The 17542-nt window shown below is 67.3% G+C and carries 15 protein-coding genes and 1 pseudogene; 8 read left to right on the top strand and 8 right to left on the bottom strand.

Features of this window, described 5'->3' with window-relative positions:
• Positions 1-63: 63 nt before the first annotated feature.
• The 5 genes and pseudogenes from JHC36_RS04725 to JHC36_RS04705 all read right to left on the bottom strand — a co-directional run.
• Positions 64-1518: pseudogene (locus tag JHC36_RS04725) on the bottom strand (type IV pilus secretin PilQ); the annotation flags it as partial.
• Positions 1515-2072, bottom strand: coding sequence for a pilus assembly protein PilP (locus tag JHC36_RS04720; RefSeq protein ID WP_124222648.1), 558 nt, complete (start codon positions 2070-2072; stop codon positions 1515-1517). The pseudogene JHC36_RS04725 and the gene JHC36_RS04720, both read right to left, overlap by 4 nt.
• A complete protein-coding gene (locus tag JHC36_RS04715) occupies positions 2072-2746 on the bottom strand; it encodes a type IV pilus inner membrane component PilO (protein ID WP_287916487.1) in 675 nt (224 codons plus the stop codon). Before JHC36_RS04715 ends, JHC36_RS04720 begins: the two co-directional genes overlap by 1 nt.
• A 15-nt stretch (positions 2747-2761) precedes the next feature.
• Positions 2762-3364, bottom strand: coding sequence for a PilN domain-containing protein (locus tag JHC36_RS04710; protein WP_287916484.1), 603 nt, complete (start codon positions 3362-3364; stop codon positions 2762-2764).
• Positions 3361-4446 carry a pilus assembly protein PilM gene (locus JHC36_RS04705; protein WP_503006866.1) on the bottom strand — a complete coding sequence of 362 codons (1086 nt, stop codon included), beginning with the start codon at positions 4444-4446 and terminating at the stop codon, positions 3361-3363. The genes JHC36_RS04710 and JHC36_RS04705 overlap by 4 nt, the downstream gene beginning before the upstream one ends.
• Before the next feature lie 359 nt (positions 4447-4805).
• Here JHC36_RS04705 and JHC36_RS04700 point away from each other — a divergent pair, with 359 nt between their 5' ends.
• Entirely contained in the window at positions 4806-7217 is a 2412-nt protein-coding gene (locus JHC36_RS04700; RefSeq protein ID WP_287916481.1) for a penicillin-binding protein 1A, read from the top strand.
• 36 nt (positions 7218-7253) lie between these two features.
• On the opposite strand, the gene cyaY is transcribed toward JHC36_RS04700, so the two are convergent.
• Entirely contained in the window at positions 7254-7586 is a 333-nt protein-coding gene (cyaY, locus tag JHC36_RS04695) for an iron donor protein CyaY (RefSeq protein WP_124222135.1), read from the bottom strand.
• A gap of 12 nt (positions 7587-7598) precedes the next feature.
• On the opposite strand from cyaY, the gene lptM reads away from it, so the two are divergent.
• A complete protein-coding gene (lptM, locus tag JHC36_RS11640) occupies positions 7599-7736 on the top strand; it encodes an LPS translocon maturation chaperone LptM (RefSeq protein ID WP_211330948.1) in 138 nt (45 codons plus the stop codon).
• Positions 7733-9016 (top strand): diaminopimelate decarboxylase, encoded by a 1284-nt coding sequence (gene lysA / locus JHC36_RS04690; protein WP_287916477.1) that lies wholly within the window; start codon positions 7733-7735, stop codon positions 9014-9016. Before lptM ends, lysA begins: the two co-directional genes overlap by 4 nt.
• A 124-nt stretch (positions 9017-9140) precedes the next feature.
• On the opposite strand, the gene JHC36_RS04685 is transcribed toward lysA, so the two are convergent.
• Positions 9141-10442, bottom strand: coding sequence for a DUF4010 domain-containing protein (locus JHC36_RS04685; RefSeq protein ID WP_124222139.1), 1302 nt, complete (start codon positions 10440-10442; stop codon positions 9141-9143).
• A gap of 80 nt (positions 10443-10522) precedes the next feature.
• On the opposite strand from JHC36_RS04685, the gene JHC36_RS04680 reads away from it, so the two are divergent.
• The 5 genes from JHC36_RS04680 to JHC36_RS04660 all read left to right on the top strand — a co-directional run bounded on the left by JHC36_RS04680 (position 10523) and on the right by JHC36_RS04660 (position 16933).
• Positions 10523-12025 (top strand): AMP nucleosidase, encoded by a 1503-nt coding sequence (locus JHC36_RS04680; protein ID WP_484421896.1) that lies wholly within the window; start codon positions 10523-10525, stop codon positions 12023-12025.
• A gap of 84 nt (positions 12026-12109) precedes the next feature.
• On the top strand, positions 12110-13645 hold the full coding sequence (locus JHC36_RS04675) for an efflux transporter outer membrane subunit (RefSeq protein WP_287916470.1): 1536 nt from the start codon (positions 12110-12112) through the stop codon (positions 13643-13645).
• Complete coding sequence (locus JHC36_RS04670) at positions 13642-14973, top strand: efflux RND transporter periplasmic adaptor subunit (RefSeq protein WP_287916467.1); 1332 nt, start codon at positions 13642-13644, stop codon at positions 14971-14973. The genes JHC36_RS04675 and JHC36_RS04670 overlap by 4 nt, the downstream gene beginning before the upstream one ends.
• Positions 14970-15725 carry an ABC transporter ATP-binding protein gene (locus JHC36_RS04665; RefSeq protein ID WP_287916464.1) on the top strand — a complete coding sequence of 252 codons (756 nt, stop codon included), beginning with the start codon at positions 14970-14972 and terminating at the stop codon, positions 15723-15725. Before JHC36_RS04670 ends, JHC36_RS04665 begins: the two co-directional genes overlap by 4 nt.
• Positions 15725-16933: an ABC transporter permease gene (locus tag JHC36_RS04660; RefSeq protein ID WP_287916461.1), complete on the top strand. Its 1209-nt coding sequence runs from the start codon at positions 15725-15727 to the stop codon at positions 16931-16933. The genes JHC36_RS04665 and JHC36_RS04660 overlap by 1 nt, the downstream gene beginning before the upstream one ends.
• A gap of 66 nt (positions 16934-16999) precedes the next feature.
• Here JHC36_RS04660 and asd read toward each other — a convergent pair.
• Positions 17000-17542, bottom strand: a 543-nt coding sequence (gene asd, locus JHC36_RS04655; RefSeq protein WP_287916458.1) for an archaetidylserine decarboxylase, incomplete at its 5' end; no start/stop codon positions are given.

Genomic DNA, 17542 nt, shown 5'->3' with positions numbered 1-17542 from the left:
GCCCGTTTGCCCCGTCGTGCCGTAGATCGCACCATACGTACCGCCCAGTGCAATTCAGTTGTTGTTCCCCACCGAATAACCCGGATCCCCGCCGCGCACGCCCCGCAAGTCGCTACCTCCGAGTTTCACCCCCAGCGAGCGCCCAAACGTATCCGACGCCTCGACGATGCGCGCCTCGATCAACACCTGGCGGACCGCGACGTCGAGCTTGTTGATCATCTCCTGAACCTGCGCGAGCTTGCTGGGGATGTCCGAGACGAAGATCTGGTTCGTGCGCGGCTCGGCGATGACGCTGCCGCGCGGACTCAGGATGCGCGCGCTGCCGCTGCTGGAGCTTCCGCTGTTGGCCGTCAATTTCGAAGCGATTTCCTCCGCCTTGGTGTAGTTGAGTTGGAACGACTGGGTCTGCAACGGCTCCAGCCCCTGAATCGCCGCCGCCGCTTCGAGTTCGGCTTTTTCCTTGGCGGCGAGTTCATCCTTGGGCGCAATCCACAGCACGTTGCCTGCCTTGCGCATACCCAGCCCCTTGGCGCGCAAAATGATGTCGAGTGCCTGATCCCACGGTACGTCTTTGAGCCGCAGCGTGACCGAACCCGTCACGGTGTCCGACGTCACGATGTTGAAATTCGTGAAGTCCGCAATGACCTGCAGCAGCGACCGAACCTCGATGTTCTGGAAGTTGAGCGAGAGCTTCTCGCCATTGAAGCCCTGCCCCTGGGTGAGTTTGTTCGGGTCGAACTTCTGCGGCCGCACTTCAACGACGAACTGCGTATCGGTCTGGTAGGCGGAATGTTCCCATGCGCCCTTCGGTTCGATGACCATGCGCACTCGGTCACCGCTCTCGAAGGTTGTGACCGTCTGGATCGGGGTGCCAAAGTCCGTCACGTCGAGGCGCCGCCGCAGCCCCTGCGGCAGCGAAGACTTCATGAATTCGACGACGAGGGTCGAGCCCTGCTGTTTGATATCCACGCCAACCTGAGGATTGGGCAACTCGACCACCACGCGGCCCGAGCCATCGGTTCCCCGACGGAAATCCAGATCACGGATGGGTAAGACCTCCACATTGCGGTTTTCCGCAAAGACCTGGGTCGTCTGCACGGCGGGCGTGACCGCAACCGCCGGGTCCAGCGTGACAAGAACGACCTTGCCTTGGACGTCGGTGCGGTAGGCGGTGGCCTGTTTGAGGTTGAGCACCATGCGGGTGCGCTCGCCGGCTTGAACCACGGCGACCGACTTCAAATTGCCTTGGTTCACCTCGACCACCGAGCGCCCGAGCGCATTGCTCACGCCCGGGAAATCCAGCGCGATGCGGGCCGGCTGCTGAATCGAAAAACTGCTGGGCGGCGCAGCCAGGGACTCGGCAAGCTCGACGCGGATGACCTCCGAGCCTCCTTGGATCGAGGCATCCAGCGCCTTGATGGCGTTCTGCGCCTGGGCCAGCGTGCCCAGCAGCGCCAGCGCGGCCCAGACGCCCGCGCTGCGCAGCGCATTCAAATAGGAAGCCGAGATTCTGTTCATTTCATTCCCTCTTGCAATTGCAGCGTGGCCTGGCGTTCGATCCATTCGCCCGCCGCGTCCTGCACGATTTCGCGCAACACCACTTCGGTTTCCGTGATCTTCACGATCTTGCCGTAGTTCAGGCCCAGGTAGTTGCCCGGGCGGACCTGGTAAATCAGGTTATCGACCTTGATCAGCGCCACCGGCTGGCCGTTGCGGTTGAGACTGCCCACCATCTTCATCGCATCGAGCGGAACCGACTCGAGCGGCTCCTTACGCCGGTTGAGTTCCGGTGCCACGAGCGCTGCGTTCGACGCCGCGTTGCCACCCTGCGCTCGCAAGGCCTGTGCCAAGCGCTCGCGGCTGAAGGGGTCGAGCGCGCCCGCACCCAGGTAAGCCTGCGGGCTGAACTTCTTGGGTTCGGGCAGCGGCGGCACGGTGGCTTTGACTTGGGCGCGCTGCTCACGCATCCATTGCTGCAGATCCTCGGGTCCGCCGTCGGAGCAGCCGGAGAGGCCCCAAACCAGCGCAAGCCCCAGGCTGGCAAGCCAGCGGTCATGGCATGGACGTCGCATCATTTCTTGGCTCCCGCACCGGCGGCCTTGCGTTGCGCCGCGATTTCTTCCGGATCCAGATAACGGAAGGTCTTCGCCGTCGTATCGAGCACCAGCGCGCCGTCCTGCCGCGGTGCAATCGAGAGATTGTTGAGCGTCACGATGCGTGAGAGGGCCGCGATATCGGCGGTAAAGGCCCCGATGTCGTGAAAGCGGCCGGTCACGCGCAAGGCAATGGGCAGTTCGGCGTAATAGTCGCGGACCACGACGTTGCCCGGCCGGAACAACTCGAACTGAAGGCTGCGACCGAGCCCCGCTTGGTTGATGTCGCTGAGCAGCGCATCCATCTCGGCCTTACTGGGCAACTGCTTCTCGAGCTGCGTCACGAATTGCTGAACCTGCTCGCGCTGCTTCTTGAGTGCATCGAGGTTGATGGCCTTGGCCAGCTTCTTCTTGTATTCCTCGCGCAGCTGCTGTTCCTTGGCCTGCTCGGCCTCGAGCGTCGCCTGATACTCCTGCAGCCAGGCAAACCAAAGAACGATGACGATGGCTACGGCCAGAAGCACGCCCAAGGCCAGCTTGGGCAGAATCGGCCACGCGGCCGGATCTTTCGGATCCAGCCCTTGGAACTGTCGCTGCAGAGTCTCGAGCAGGTTCGGTTTCTCGAGGCCGCCGGCGGTAGGGACGTTCGCCATGATGGATGCGCTTCCTTAACGCTTGACGGATGCCGATGCCGCGTTCGCAGCCGCAGCAGCCGTCCGCTGCAGAGAGACCCGGATCGTGAAATTGGAGACGCGGCGCTGGTCCCGCGGCGACAGCGCCACCGAACCGGCGACGATCTCGACCAGTTCGGGGCGCGCGAGCCAGGGGCTATCGTTGGCGAGATTGCGCAGCAATTCCGAGACGCGGTCGTTCGACTGGGCCACGCCACTGAGCGTGATCCGGCTATCCTCTTGGCGCACCGCGGTCAAGTAAGCGCCCTCGGGCAGGAGCCGCACGAGCTCATTGAGCAGATGAACCGGCAGATTGCGGTCCGCCTGAAGGTTCTCCACCGCTTCCTGGCGTGCGCGCAGCGCGTTGATCTCGTCCTGGAGGGTGGCGACATCCTTGATCTGCGCATCGAGCCGGCGATTTTCTGCCGCCAGAAAGGCGTTGCGCCCCTGCTGGTCGCTGATTTGGATGTCGTACCAAAAATAAATCAGGCCGCCGACGAGCAGGCCCGCGACGGCAGCGGCCCCGAGGCCGGCGTAAAACTCCTCGCGGCGGCGCTTGCGCGCTTCTTCGCGATGGGGAAGGAGGTTGATCAGAATCACGACAGGAACCTCCGCATGGCCAAGCCGCAGGCCGTCAGATAGGACGGCGCCTCACGCCGCAGCTTGCCTTCGCTGACGCCTGACCCGAGTTCCATGCCCTGGAACGGGTCGATCACGGTGGTGGCAAAAGAAGTCTGCTGCGTGACCGCGTCGGCCAGACCCGCCAGCGCCGCCGAACCGCCCCCCAACATCACATAGTCCACGCGGTTGTGGGGCGTGCTGGTGAAAAAGAACTGCAGCGCGCGGCTGATTTCCTGCGCGAGCGTATCGACGAAGGGCCGCAGCACCGTGGTCGCGTAGTCTTCGGGCAGATCGCCGTTGCGTTTCTTGTTTTCAGCCTCTTCGGGGGTGAAGCCATACTGGCGCACCAGTTGCTGCGTGAGTTGCGCGCCCCCGAAGGCCTGGTCTCGCTCATACAACACGTCGTCGTTGCGGATGACCTGCATGCTGGTCGTGTACGCCCCGATCTCGAAGAGCGCAACGATCAGGTTGCGCCCACCGTCGGGGAGTTCCTGGATCAGCCGCGCCGCCGCGCGCCGCGAGGCATAAGACTCGATATCCATGATGACCGGCTTGAGGCCAGCGGCCTCGGCCAGGCCCTGCCGGTCTTGCACCTTGTCTTTGCGCGAAGCGGCGATCAGGACATCGACGTCGCCCGGCGACTGCGGGTTGGGGCCGATGACGCAAAAGTCGAGACTGACTTCGTCGAGCGAGAACGGGATGTATTGATTGGCCTCGGACTCGACCTGCACCTCGAGTTCCTGCTCGCTCAAGCCTGCGGGAAGCACGATTCTGCGGGTGATGACCGACGAGGCGGGCAGCGCGAGCGCAGCGTTCTTGGTTTTGGTGCCGGTTTTCTTGACCAGGCGCCGCAGAGCCTCGGCGACCTCCTCAAACTTCTCGATGTTGCCATCGCTGACCCAGCCGGGCTCGAGCCGCTCGATGCCGCAATGCTCGAGCACCCACTGCCCGTCGGCGTTGCGACCGAGCTCGACCAGCTTGACGCTCGACGAGCTGATGTCCACGCCCACGAGCGCGGATTGCTTCCGGCGAAAAAAAGACGCCAAGGCATCGAGAGAGATCAAGTCAGTCCCCTGAAAAAAGCCGCACCGCTCGAACGATCTTTACATTTCACTTCAATCCTAGCAGTAAGCCCCTTGCTGCACGGGGGAAAATCGCACCGGACTCCTGGCAAGCGTTGCCAAAAGCCGACGCTTCGGCAACCCGGCCTTCTCCTTCGCAGCCCGTTTCGCCCCTGAATTTCGGAGCGAAACCCACCGTGGCCGCTTCAGACCCGCCGCAGGAGAGGAGAAGGGTGCCACCCTCCGGAAAGCCAGACCGCTGGAGCTAAGATAATCCACCGCCGAACCTTGCCTGCACGGGCGAACCCAGCTTCGCCCAGCCGCCCGCCCATCTCAACCGATCCATCCCTCGGAACTCCATGCCCTCGTCCGAACCGACCGGAACGCCCGGTGCATCGCCGCAGCCCCGCGCGGCACAGCGGCCTTGGTGGCTGCGGCTCTTGTTGTGGAGCCTCGGCCTGCTCGCCGCGGGTGCCGTCACCGTGGCCCTCCTCGTGGGGGTGGCGCTGGCCGTAGCCTATCCGAATCTGCCGGACGTCTCGAACCTGACCGACTACCGGCCCAAGCTGCCGCTGCGGGTGTACACGGAAGACGGCGTGCTGATGGGTGAGTTCGGCGAAGAGCGGCGACAGCTGACGCCCATCTCGGAGATTCCGAAGGTCATGAAGGACGCGGTGCTCGCCGTCGAAGACGCCCGCTTTTATCAGCACGGTGGTGTCGACTATCTCGGTGTGATCCGCGCGGGCTTGGCCAACCTCGGAAAACTCAAGAGCCAGGGCGCATCGACCATCACGATGCAGGTCGCACGCAACGTCTACCTGTCGGCCGAGAAGACGTACACGCGCAAGATTTACGAAATCCTGCTGACCTTCAAGCTGGAGCATCTGCTGACGAAAGACCAGATCCTCGAGATCTACATGAACCAGATCTATCTGGGCAACCGGGCCTACGGATTCGCCGCTGCGGCAGAGACCTATTTCGGCAAGCCCCTCAAGGACATCACGATCGCCGAGGCGGCCATGCTCGCGGGACTGCCCAAGGCGCCTTCGGCCTACAACCCGATTGCCAACCCCGCACGGGCCCGGGCGCGTCAGCTCTACATCATCGACCGCATGCTCGAAAACGGCTTCATCACCCGCGAACAAGCCGAAGCCGCGAAGAAAGAGCCGCTGCACATCCGCACGCCCAGCGATGGCAGCCGTCTGCATGCCGAGTACGTGGCGGAAACGGCGCGACAACTGATCTTTGCCCAATACGGTGAAGAGACCTACACGCGGGGCTTCAACGTGTACACGACCGTCTCATCGCGCGACCAGCGGGCGGCGTACGAGGCCGTCCGCCAGGGCATCATGGACTACGAGCGGCGCCAGGTGTATCGAGGTCCGGAAACCTTCATCGAGCTGCCGAGCGACCCGCGTGCATGGGATGACGCGATCGACGACGCGCTCGCCGAGCATCCCGACAACGGCGACGTGCTCGCGGCCGTGGTGCTCGAAGCCCAGCCGAAGAAGGTCGTGGCCGTGCGCGCCAATGGTGAACGCATCGAGATCACGGGCGAAGGCTTGCGGCCGGCGCAATCGGGCCTGTCGGACAAGGCCACGCCGAAGATTCGCATTCGCCCCGGCGCGGTCATCCGGGTCATGCGCACCGCTCAAAACCGCTGGGAAATCACGCAACTGCCCGAAGTCGAAGCGGCTTTCGTCTCGATGGATCCGCGCAGCGGCGCCATCCGCGCGCTCGTCGGGGGTTTTGACTTCAACAAGAACAAGTTCAACCACGTCACGCAAGCCTGGAGGCAGCCGGGGTCGAGCTTCAAGCCCTTCATCTACTCGGCCGCGCTCGAAAAAGGCTTCACGCCGTCGACCGTCGTCAACGACGCACCCCTGTTTTTCGATGCCGGCGTCACCGGCGGACAGCCCTGGGAGCCGAAGAATTACGACGGCAAGTTCGAAGGGCCCATGCCGCTGCACACGGCGCTGGCGAAATCGAAAAACATGGTCTCGATCCGCGTGCTGCAAGCCATCGGGCCGCGCTATGCGCAGGAGTGGATTACCCGCTTTGGCTTCGACCCGGACAAGCACCCGCCGTATCTGACGATGGCGCTCGGTGCCGGATCGGTGACGCCGATGCAGATGGTCACGGCGTATTCGGTGTTTGCCAACGGCGGCCGGCGCGTGAGCCCGTGGCTGGTGACCCGGATCACGGATCAACGCGGCAAGGTGTTGCTGCAGACGCAGCCGCCCGCGCCGGATGCGGCCCCGCAGGCGATCGAGCCGCGCAACGCCTTCATCATGAACCGGCTGCTGCAGGAAGTGGCGCGATCGGGCACGGCGGCCAAGGCGTATGCCACGCTCAAGCGCCCGGACATCGCCGGGAAAACCGGCACCACCAACGACTCGATCGACACCTGGTTTGCCGGCTACCAGCCAACCCTCGCCGCGGTCATCTGGATGGGTTACGACCAGCCCCGCTCTCTGGGCGACCGCGAAACCGGCGGCGGGCTGAGCTTGCCCGTCTGGATCCGCTATATGCAAACGGCGCTCAATGGCGTCCCGGTCACCGAACTCGAACCACCCGAGGGCGTCGTGAACGTGGGGGGGGAGTGGTATTACGCCGAATATGCGCCGGGCTCGGGGGTGAGCAACCTGGGCCTCGAGGATCGCATGCCCAGCATGCCGGAGTCGGGCGATGCACCCCGCCCCGCGGCGCCGGCTGCGCCGCCCGCGCCGTCCGAGGAACGGCGGCGCATCCTCGATCTCTTCAAGGATTGAGGCGCCGCGTGCGTGACGCAGCGGCCTCGCGCGCGCTTACCGCGGTGAGAAGTCGAGGCTTCGGCCTGCTTGGGCACTGGCGTCTCGGCTCAGCCGGTCGAAGAACTCGCTCTGATCTTTGGTGTCGCGCCAGTGTGTGCCGTCGAAGCGGTAGTGGTAGCCGCCAAAGCGGCTGGCCATCCAGACTTCGTGCAAGGGCTTTTGCAGGTTGATGACGATCTGACTGCGGTCCGGAAAGATCAAAGTCACCATGCCGCCGACGCGCTGGTTGTCGATGTCGGCGTCGCTCTCTTCGTTGATGCGGTCACACGCTTGTTCGACCTGCCGCAGCAGGGTTTCGGCGTGTTCGAGGTATTCGAGGTCGGTCATTACAATCCGCGGATGTTCCTGAAGCGCTTGATTCTAGGGGGCGGCATTGCCCTCGTTGCCGTTGCGGCCACCTCCGGCTGCGGACAAAAAGGCCCGCTCGTCCTGCCCCCCGCTGCAGTGCCCGCGTCGGCGCCGGGAGCCGCGCGATGACGGCACCCCGACTGCCCGGCCATCCGCATCTGGCCTACCGCGATGGACGGCTCTGGCTCGAGGCGGTCGCGCTCGACACGCTCGCCGAACGCTTTGGCACGCCCTTGTTCGTCTATTCGAAGGCGGCCATGCTCGAGGCGCTCTCGGCGTACCAACGCGGGCTCGAAGGCCGTGATGGCCTCATCTGCTATGCGATGAAAGCCAACTCCACGCTCGCCGTGCTGCAGCTGTTCGCGCGTGCGGGCTGTGGCTTTGACATCGTCTCGGGCGGCGAGCTCCAACGAGCGCTGGCCGCGGGCGCAGACCCCGCAAAAATCATTTTCTCAGGGGTGGGCAAGACCCGCGCCGAAATGAACGCCGCCCTTGACGCGGGCATCGGCTGCTTCAACGTCGAAAGCGAAGCCGAACTCGAAGTGCTCTCGGCCGTGGCGCTCGCCCGCGGCCAGCGCGCGCCCGTGAGCCTGCGCGTGAACCCGAACGTCGATGCCAAGACGCATCCCTATATTTCCACCGGCCTCAAAAGCAACAAATTCGGCATCGCGCACGAGCGCGCGGTGCGGGTCTATCGGCATGCCGCTGGCCTACCCGGGCTGCGGGTGATCGGCATCGACTGCCACATCGGCTCGCAAATCACCGACAGCACCCCGTATCTCGACGCGCTCGAACGCGTGCTGGACCTGGTCGACGCGATCGAGGCCGAGGGCCTGCGGCTCGAGCACCTCGATTTCGGCGGTGGGCTGGGCATCGACTACCACGGCGAAACGCCCCCCGCAGCCGACGCCCTGTGGCGCTTGCTGCTCGAGCGGCTCGATGCACGCGGCTATGGCAATCGGCGTCTGCTGGTCGAACCTGGGCGTTCGCTCGTGGGCAACGCCGGCGTGTGCCTGACCGAGGTGCTGTACCTCAAGCCCGGCGACGAGAAAAACTTCTGCATCGTCGACGCCGCCATGAACGACCTGCCGCGGCCCGCGATGTACGAGGCTTACCACGAGATCGTGCCGCTGCGGCCTGGTGCAGCGCGGTCGGATGCGCCGCTGTGGGATGTCGTCGGTCCGGTCTGTGAAAGCGGCGACTGGCTCGGGCGTGACCGCGCCCTCGATCCGGCGGTGGGTGACCGACTGGCCGTGCTCTCGGCCGGGGCCTACTGCATGAGCATGGCGAGCAACTACAACACCCGCCCCCGCGCGGCCGAGGTGCTGGTGGACGGCGCCACCGTGCATCTCATCCGGCAGCGTGAGCGCTTGCCGGATCTGTGGAAAAACGAAACGCTCCTGGATTGAGAGCAACCCAACGGGATTTCACGCTGGCATCCGGCCAAAAAGCCTCAAAACAAAGCCCGAACCCCCGCTTTTGGCTCCCCGAGCGCCGGACCGGCGCAATACCAAGGACGGGTTCAGCGTTGCCTCAGCCAAACACGCCGCCCAGCCAAGCCAGCAAGCCCACGAACACGGCGGTATGACCCAGCAGCCCGCCGAGTGCGGCGCGCGCATACACCCAGCCGCCGCTGACGGCCGCGACGACCGACTTCGCCAAGCCGTGCACGGTCAGTGCCCCCAGCACCGCCCACAGCAAGGGGAAATGGGCATCCTGAGCGCTGACGGGCGCAGGACCCTGGGCCAGCACGGCCGCCACGGCCGAGTGCAGTTCGAACAGCGCCGCCAGCAGGGTCGTCGCCCAAAGGCCCGCATCGCCCAGCCCTGCGCGCGCCGCCTGGGTCAGGGCCGTGACGCCTGTGAGCGCGACCGCCACGCCCGCGGCCTGCGGCAGGCTGAACATGCGCTCACTGGGAGGCAGCGGCCCCGACTCGACGCCCGACAGATCCTGCGTGTGCGTGCCACGCAGCAGCCACATGCCCCAAAACGCCGCGAAGCCGGCGCCCGCCAGTGCCGGCAGGGCCAACAGCCGCACCCAGGAGGGTTGCACCGTGCCCGCAACCAGCAGCAGCTGCACCATGGTCGCCACACAACTGAGAACGCCGACGGCGGCTTGCGTTCGAACGACGGCGGGCTCCTGCGCCTGAGCGCGAGCGACCAGACCGGCCTGGGCGATGGTGGCTGTGCTGCTGACGAAACCGGCGGAAACGGCCGAGAGCACCAGCGCTTGGCGCGCACGCAACAAGCGCCGCGCCAGGTGGCCGAGCGCCTGCACAGCCAGCATCAAAGCCAGAAGCTTGAGCAGCACATGCGGATTGAGCACCGGCCCCCAGAGCGGCCGATCGGGCACGACCGGCAGCGCGACCAGCAACAGCGCGGCGAGGATGATGCCGTCGCGCACCTCGCCCTCGGTGAGCCACTGGCGCGCAAAGCGATGCAGCGGCTCGCGGGCAGCCAGCAGCGCCGTCAGCGCCACCGCCAGCGCCGAGGCCAAAGCCGGGTCCACCGTGCACAGCACGCCGATGAAATAGGTCAGCATCAAGGCGAGTTCGGTCGTGATGCCCGGGTCCTGGCCGCGGTCGCGCCCATACGCGACGACCACCAAGGCCGCGACCAACAGCGCCCCGACCAATGCCAGGAAAACGCCACCGGCGAGCATGCCCGCCGCGCCCATGACCGAGGTGATCGCAAACGTGCGCAGACCCGCGGGTCGCCGGCTCGCGCCATCGCCTTTGCGCCGCTCCCGCTCGACGCCAACGAGCAGCCCGCAACCGAGCGCGGCCGCCAGCAGCGCCACCGCGTGGAGGAAATCCGGGGAGCCGATGCCGTTCATGCAGCGATGCTACCCTGCGCGGACAATCGATCCCCATGAACAACGCCACACCCATCGCCCTCCCGCCCTTCGTCGCGCCCATGCGCTTCGACGACCCGCAAGCCGCGCTGGCTCAGGTGCAACGCATCTACGCCGACGCGCTGGCGCACCTGCGCGACCACCTGCGCCGCTATGCCGCTGGAGAGGCCTATGCCGGCCTGGACGCCGACGCCCCCTGGCCACGCGTACGCGCGCACTACCCGTTCGTGCGCATCGAGGTGAGCGAGCGCACGCCGGTCGATCCCGGCCTGGCCTGGGGTTTCGTCGCCGGTCCCGGCCGCTTCGAGACGACGGTGACGCGGCCCGACCTCTTTGGCCCCTATCTGCTGGCCCAATTCACCGCGCTGCGCGCGAACCACGGCGTGGCGATCGAAGTGGGCACGAGCCACCAGCCCATCCCCTTGCCTTTCGCGGGCGTCGCCGAAGACTCGGTCGAAGCCGACCTGCCCGAAGCGCGCCGCCAGCGCCTGCGCGAAGTCTTCGACCTGCCCGACCTCAGCGCGATGGACGACGGCATCGCCAACGGCACGGCCATCCTGCAGCCGGGCGAAGCGCAGCCGCTCGCGCTCTTTACCGCGCCGCGTGTGGACTATTCGCTGCACCGCCTGCGCCACTACACCGGCACGGCGCCGGAGTGGTTCCAGAACTTCGTGTTGTTCACCAATTACCAGTTCTACATCGACGAGTTCGTCGCACTTGCCGAAGCCGAAATGGATCGGCCCGACAGCGACTATCTCGCCTTCGTCGCGCCCGGCAACGTCGTCACCTGGCGACGCGGCCTGCCGGAGGCCGAGCGCGCGGCCTGGCTCGCGGCACCGCAAGGGGTGGCGCCGGCCCGGCTGCCGCAAATGCCCGCCTGGCACCTGCTGCGCGCCGACCGCAGCGGCATCAGCATGGTCAACATCGGCGTCGGCCCATCCAACGCCAAAACCATCACCGACCACATCGCCGTGCTGCGCCCGCATGCGTGGATCATGCTGGGCCACTGCGCGGGGCTGCGCAACAGCCAGCGGCTGGGTGACTATGTGCTGGCCCACGCCTATGTGCGCGAGGACCATGTGCTCGACGAGGAACTGCCGCTGTGGGTGCCGATTCCGGCGCTGGCCGAGGTGCAGGTCGCGCTCGAGACCGCAGTCGAAGCCGTCACCGGACTCGAAGGCGCCGAGCTCAAGCGCGTGCTGCGCACCGGCACCGTGGCCAGCACCGACAACCGCAACTGGGAGTTGCTGCCCTCACGCGATGCGCTCACCACGCCCGAGCGGCGCTTCAGCCAGAGCCGGGCGATCGCGCTCGACATGGAAAGCGCGACGCTGGCAGCCAACGGTTTTCGCTTCCGGGTGCCCTACGGCACGCTGCTGTGCGTCTCCGACAAGCCGCTGCACGGCGAAATCAAGCTGCCGGGCATGGCCAACGCCTTCTACCGCGAGCGCGTGGGCCAGCATCTACGCATCGGCCTCGCCGCCGTCGAGCGCTTGCGCGCCGCCGGCCCCGAGCGGCTGCACAGCCGCAAGCTGCGCAGCTTCAACGAGGTGGCGTTTCAATAGCCCACAAGGTGTGGCCCCACATACCCTCGGGCATCTGCGCTGCGTTTACGTGCGCTTCATACATCGGTCGTATCCTTGCGCCCCATGCCGTTGACCGCCCTGCTTTCCCGCGCACCGCTGAAGCGACGCCGCAGTTTCTCCGTCGCACCCGGCTGCACGCCTGCTTCGGACCACGCCGTGCCGCTGGGCCTCGTGGGCTTCATCACCCTGGCTCTGGGGGGCTGTGCCGCGGTCGTGCAAGCGCCGGCTGCGCCGCTCTCGGCCGAAGTGCCGGCGAGCTGGGCGCAAAGCGCGCCCAGTGTACGCACGCAAGCGGCGGCGAGCCTATCGCCCGGCTGGTGGCAGACGCTCGCCGATGCAAAGCTCGATGCGCTGATGACGCAAGCGCTTGCGCGCAACACCGATCTGGCCGCCGCCCGCGCCGCGCTCGCGCAGGCCGAGGCGCTCGCCGACGCGCGTGAGGCCGCATTGGGGCCGAACCTGTCGCTTTCCGGCTCGGCGCAGCGCGGCAAAAACGGCAGCGCGAGCGCGGCCAACAGCTACGGCGTGAGCTTGAACGGCGGCTTCAACCCCGACCTGTTCGGCGGCAACGCGGCCGCGGCGCGCGCGGCGGCGGCCGACGCGCAGGCGGCCTGGGCCAGTCTGGCCGGCACGCGGCTGGCCATCAGCACGAGCGTCGCGCTCAACTACCTCGACCTGCGCAGCCAGCAGGCGCGGCTGGCGATTGCCGAACGCAACCTGCAAGCCCAACAAGACACCCAGCGCATCACCGCATGGCGGGTGCAAGCCGGGCTGGCCTCGTCGCTCGACCTCGCGCAAGCGACGCAAAACGTGGCGCAGACGGCCGCAACGGTCGCCAGCCTGGGCACGGCGATCGGCCAGGATCTGCATGCGCTGGCCGTGCTCTGCGGTGAGCCGCCCGCAGCGCTGCGCGAGCGCCTGGGCGTGGCCGCGCCGCTGCCGCAGTGGCCGACGGCGCAGACCCTTGCGCTACCGGCCGAGGTGCTGCGCCAGCGGCCCGACGTGCGCGCGGCCGAGTCGCGGGTGCAGGCGGCGCTCGCGCGGCTGGACCAGGCCGCTGCGGCGCGCTGGCCCAGCGTCTCGCTCAGCGCCATGCTGGGGCTGCGCGCCCTCACGCTGGGCGGGCTGCTCGACGGCTCGGTCGCCAACACCTTGCTCGCGAGCCTGAGCATGCCCTTGTTCGACGGCGGTGCGCTCGCGGCGCAGCAGCGCGCCCAGGCGGCTGCGCTGGAGCAGGCCCGCGCGCAATGGCTGGGCACGGTGCTCGCTGCCCTCAAGGACGTCGAAAACGCCCTGCTTGCACTGCGCCAAGATGGCGAGCGGCTGCAGCATCTGCAAGCCGCCGCGACGGCCGCGCGCGATGCCGAGCTCATGGCGCAGCAGCGCTACCGCAGCGGCCTGGTGGACTTCCGCACCGTGCTCGACGCCCAGCGCGCCCGCCTGCTGACCGAAGACGCGGTGCAGGTGCAGCAGGCCACGCTCGCGGCCGATGGCGTGCGGCTGGCGCAAGCGCTCGGCGGTGGCGTCCTTGCCGATCCGCCCCAAGCATCCCCTGTTTCCTCGGCCGTCATCGCCCCCCTTGTCCCGTCCACACCATGAGCTCCACGCCCTCCGCCCCCTCCGCTGCGAACGACCGCGGCGCGCTCGATCTGCAGGCCTTGCTCGACCCCGCGGCGCGTCGCCGCTGGTGGCAACGCCCAGGCATGTGGATCGCCGTGGCGGCCGTCATCGCCCTCGGCGGCGCGGCCTATTGGTGGAGCCAGCGCACGGCTGCGCAAGCCGCGCCGCGCTACATCACCGAGCCGCTCAAGCGCGGCAAGATCACGCAGACGGTTGCTGCCAACGGTACGGTGGTGCCCACGCGCACGGTGAACATCGGCAGCGAACTGTCGGGCACGGTCAAACAGGTGTACGTGGACGTCAACGACCGGGTCAAGCAGGGGCAGGTGTTGGTGATGCTCGACACCGCGAAGCTCAGCGACCAGGTGAAGCGCTCGGAAGCGGCGCTGCTCTCGGCGCGGGCCGCGCGCGAGCAAGCCAAAGCCACGCTGGCCGAGGCGCAAGCCAACCTGGCGCGGCTCGAGGAAGTGGCGCGGCTCTCGAGCGGTCAGGTGCCCTCGGCGGCTGAACTCGACACTGCACGCGCGAATGTCACCCGCGCAGCCGCTGCGCTCGAGAGTGCCGCCGCTGCCGTGGTGCAGGCCGAGGCGCAGCTCTCGACCGACCGGACCAACCTGTCCAAGGCCTCGATCGTCTCCCCGATCGATGGCGTGGTGCTCTCGCGCACGGTGGAGCCCGGCAATGCGGTGGCGGCCTCGCTGCAGGCGGTGACGCTGCTGTCGCTGGCCGAAGACCTCGCGCAGGTCCGGGTGGAACTCGCGGTCGACGAAGCCGATGTGGGCAACGTCCGGCCGGGCCAAAAGGCGTTTTTCACCGTTTCGTCCTACCCCACACGCCGATACCCGGCGAGCGTCACGCGGGTGGCCTTTGGCTCCACCAAAACCGACAACGTCATCACCTACACGACTTACCTCGAGGTGCGTAACGATGACCTGAGCCTGCGCCCCGGCATGACCGCCGCGGCGACCATCGTGGCCAACGAGCACGACGGCGTGCTGGTGGTTCCCAACACGGCGCTGCGCTTCAATCCCGAGAGCGCTGCGGCCAATGCCAAAGCGGGCAGCAGCGGCGGCGTCACGTCCATGCTGATGCCGCGCATGCCCTCGACCGGGCCGAAGAAACCCGGCACGGAAAACCGCCGCGGCCCCAATGCCGAGCGGCGCATCTGGGTGCTGGACCAAGGCCAGCCGGTGCCGATCACGGTCACGGTCGGCATCAGCGACGGCCGCCTGACCGAGGTGAGTGCGCCGGAGCTCAAAGAAGGCATGGCCGTGATCGTCGACCAGCGCAGCGGGGCGTCGAAATGAGCGACGCGGCCCCCATCGAACCGCTGATCGAGCTGCAGCAGGTCACCAAGGTCTACGGCAGCGGATCGACCGCCTTTGCCGCGCTCAAGGGCGTCGATCTACGGGTGCGCGCCGGGGAGTTCGTCGCCATCATGGGGCCGAGCGGATCGGGTAAGTCGACCGCGCTCAACGTGCTGGGCTGTCTGGACCGCCCGAGCAGCGGCGCGTATCGCTTCCGGGGCGTGCATGTCGAACGGCTCGACCGCGATCAGCGCGCGCTGATGCGGCGGCATTTTCTGGGCTTCGTGTTCCAGGGCTTCAACCTGCTCGCGCGCACCTCGGCCCTGGAAAACGTGGAGCTGCCGCTGATCTACCGCGGCATGCCCGCGCGCGAGCGCCATGCGGCTGCTGCGGCGGCGCTAGCCGACGTGGGGCTGGCGGGCTGGGAGCACCACACGCCGGGCGAACTCTCGGGCGGACAGCAGCAGCGCGTGGCCATTGCGCGCGCCATCGTCACCCAGCCTGCGGTGCTGCTGGCCGACGAGCCGACCGGCAACCTCGACACCGCGCGCAGCGTGGAGATCATGGCGCTGCTCGCCCGGCTCAACCTCGAGCGCGGCATCACCATCCTGATGGTCACGCACGAGCCGGACATGGCGGCCTGGGCGCAGCGCGTGGTGCATTTCCGCGACGGGCGCATCCAAAGCGACGAGGTCAACCCGCACCCGACCCGCGCGCCCGAGATGCCCGCCCTCGCGACGGAGGCCGGCTGATGTGGCTAAGCACGCTGCTGCTGGCCTTGCGCTCGATCCGGCGCAACCTGCTGCGTTCGTTCCTGACGGTGCTGGGCATCGTGATCGGCGTGAGCGCCGTCATCACCATGGTCACGCTGGGCAACGGCGCAACCCTCGCGGTTCAAAGCCAGATCGCGAGCCTGGGCACCAATTTGCTGCAGATCCGGCCGGGGCAGCGGCTCGGGCCCGGCTCGGGCTTCAGCGGTGCGCCGGCGTTCAAAGAGGAAGATGCCGATGCCATTGCCACGCAAATCAGCGGCGTGGCGGCCGTCGCCCCCGAAGCGCGCACCGGCGCGACGGTGGTCGCCAACGGCCGCAACTGGACCACGAGCATCATCGGCACCACCGATGCTTGGCTCGACGTGGGCAACTGGAAGCTCTCGGCGGGCCGGCCGTTTTCCGACAGCGAGACCCGCGCGGGTGCTGCGGTGTGCTGGATCGGTGAGACCATCCGCCGCGAGCTTTTCGGGGGCGGCGACGTGCTCGGACAGCAACTGCGCATCCGCCGTATGTCGTGCGAAATCGTCGGCGTGCTCGGCAGCAAAGGCCAAGGCGCCTTCGGCAACGACCAGGACGACGTGGTGGTGCTGCCGATCCGCACGCTGCAGCGCCGCGTGACCGGCAACACGCGGGTCAACACGCTGCTCGTCTCGATGCGCGACGACGCCGACGCCGAACGCGTCAAGCAGGCCCTGACCCAGCTGCTGCGCGAGCGGCGCAAGCTCGCCGAGGGCGAGGAAAACAACTTCAACATCCTCGACACCAAGCAGCTCGCCGACACCATGTCGGGCACCACCCGCATCATGACGCTGCTGCTGGGAGCGGTGGCGGCGGTGAGCCTGCTGGTGGGCGGCATCGGCATCATGAACATCATGCTGGTGAGCGTGACCGAGCGCACGCGGGAGATTGGCCTGCGGCTGGCCATCGGCGCGCTCGAGCGCGAGGTGCTGCTGCAGTTCCTGATCGAGGCCGTGGTGCTGTCCTCGCTCGGCGGCGTGGTCGGCATCGTGCTTGCGACCGTGGCGTCGCTGGCGATTGCCTCGGCGATGGACATCCCGTATCTGTTCAACCCGGGCGTCAACCTGCTGGCCTTCGCCTTCTCGGCGGCGATCGGCGTGTTGTTTGGCTATTTTCCCGCGCGGCGCGCCGCACGGCTCGACCCGATCGACGCGCTGCGCCACGAGTAAGCCACGGCCAGAAGCTTCGTTTTTAAGAGCAAAGAACGACCGGTTGACGCCGGCAATCGCCGGATTTCAGCGGGAAACGCAGCGGGTCGCCATCACTTCCCCGAGCCGCACGGGTCGGCCCGGGCGCCAGTCGGGGGTGAGTGCGGCGGTGGCCCGAGGCCAAAGCACGATCACCGTCGAGCCCAGCAGAAAGCGCCCCATCTCCTCGCCCTGCGCGAGCCGGATGTCCTGCCCCTCGTAGCGCCATTCGCGCAGCTGCCCGCTGCGCGGCGGCGTCACCACGCCGTGCCAGACGGTGGCGATGCTGCCGACGATGGTGGCGCCCACCAGCACCAGCGCGAGCGGCCCGTCGTCGGTCTCGAACAGGCAAACCACGCGCTCATTACGCGCAAACAGCCCAGGCACGCCGCGGGCGGTGGTCGGGTTCACCGAAAACAGCGCCCCGGGCACATGGATCATGCGCAGCAGCCGACCCGCGCACGGCATGTGGATGCGGTGATAGTCGCGTGGACTGAGGTAGAGCGTGGCAAAACTTCCGTCGGCAAAGGTCGCCGCCAGCGCCGCATCGCCGCCGAGCAGCGCCGTCGTGCGGTAGTGGTGGCCTTTGGC

Source organism: Tibeticola sp., assembly GCF_022759015.1.
Classification (GTDB): domain Bacteria; phylum Pseudomonadota; class Gammaproteobacteria; order Burkholderiales; family Burkholderiaceae_C; genus Tibeticola; species Tibeticola sediminis.
The sequence above is the reverse complement of the archived record's forward strand: the minus strand, read 5'-3'. Positions and strand labels throughout refer to the sequence as shown.

Coding starts and splice junctions, on each gene's coding strand:
- JHC36_RS04720 (WP_124222648.1), bottom strand. CDS start 2,072: ATGCGACGTCCATGCCATGACCGCTGGCTTGCCAGCCTGGGGCTTGCG.
- JHC36_RS04715 (WP_287916487.1), bottom strand. CDS start 2,746: ATGGCGAACGTCCCTACCGCCGGCGGCCTCGAGAAACCGAACCTGCTC.
- JHC36_RS04700 (WP_287916481.1), top strand. CDS start 4,806: ATGCCCTCGTCCGAACCGACCGGAACGCCCGGTGCATCGCCGCAGCCC.
- cyaY (WP_124222135.1), bottom strand. CDS start 7,586: ATGACCGACCTCGAATACCTCGAACACGCCGAAACCCTGCTGCGGCAG.
- lptM (WP_211330948.1), top strand. CDS start 7,599: ATGTTCCTGAAGCGCTTGATTCTAGGGGGCGGCATTGCCCTCGTTGCC.
- lysA (WP_287916477.1), top strand. CDS start 7,733: ATGACGGCACCCCGACTGCCCGGCCATCCGCATCTGGCCTACCGCGAT.
- JHC36_RS04685 (WP_124222139.1), bottom strand. CDS start 10,442: ATGAACGGCATCGGCTCCCCGGATTTCCTCCACGCGGTGGCGCTGCTG.
- JHC36_RS04680 (WP_484421896.1), top strand. CDS start 10,523: ATGCGCTTCGACGACCCGCAAGCCGCGCTGGCTCAGGTGCAACGCATC.
- JHC36_RS04675 (WP_287916470.1), top strand. CDS start 12,110: ATGCCGTTGACCGCCCTGCTTTCCCGCGCACCGCTGAAGCGACGCCGC.
- JHC36_RS04670 (WP_287916467.1), top strand. CDS start 13,642: ATGAGCTCCACGCCCTCCGCCCCCTCCGCTGCGAACGACCGCGGCGCG.
- JHC36_RS04665 (WP_287916464.1), top strand. CDS start 14,970: ATGAGCGACGCGGCCCCCATCGAACCGCTGATCGAGCTGCAGCAGGTC.
- JHC36_RS04660 (WP_287916461.1), top strand. CDS start 15,725: ATGTGGCTAAGCACGCTGCTGCTGGCCTTGCGCTCGATCCGGCGCAAC.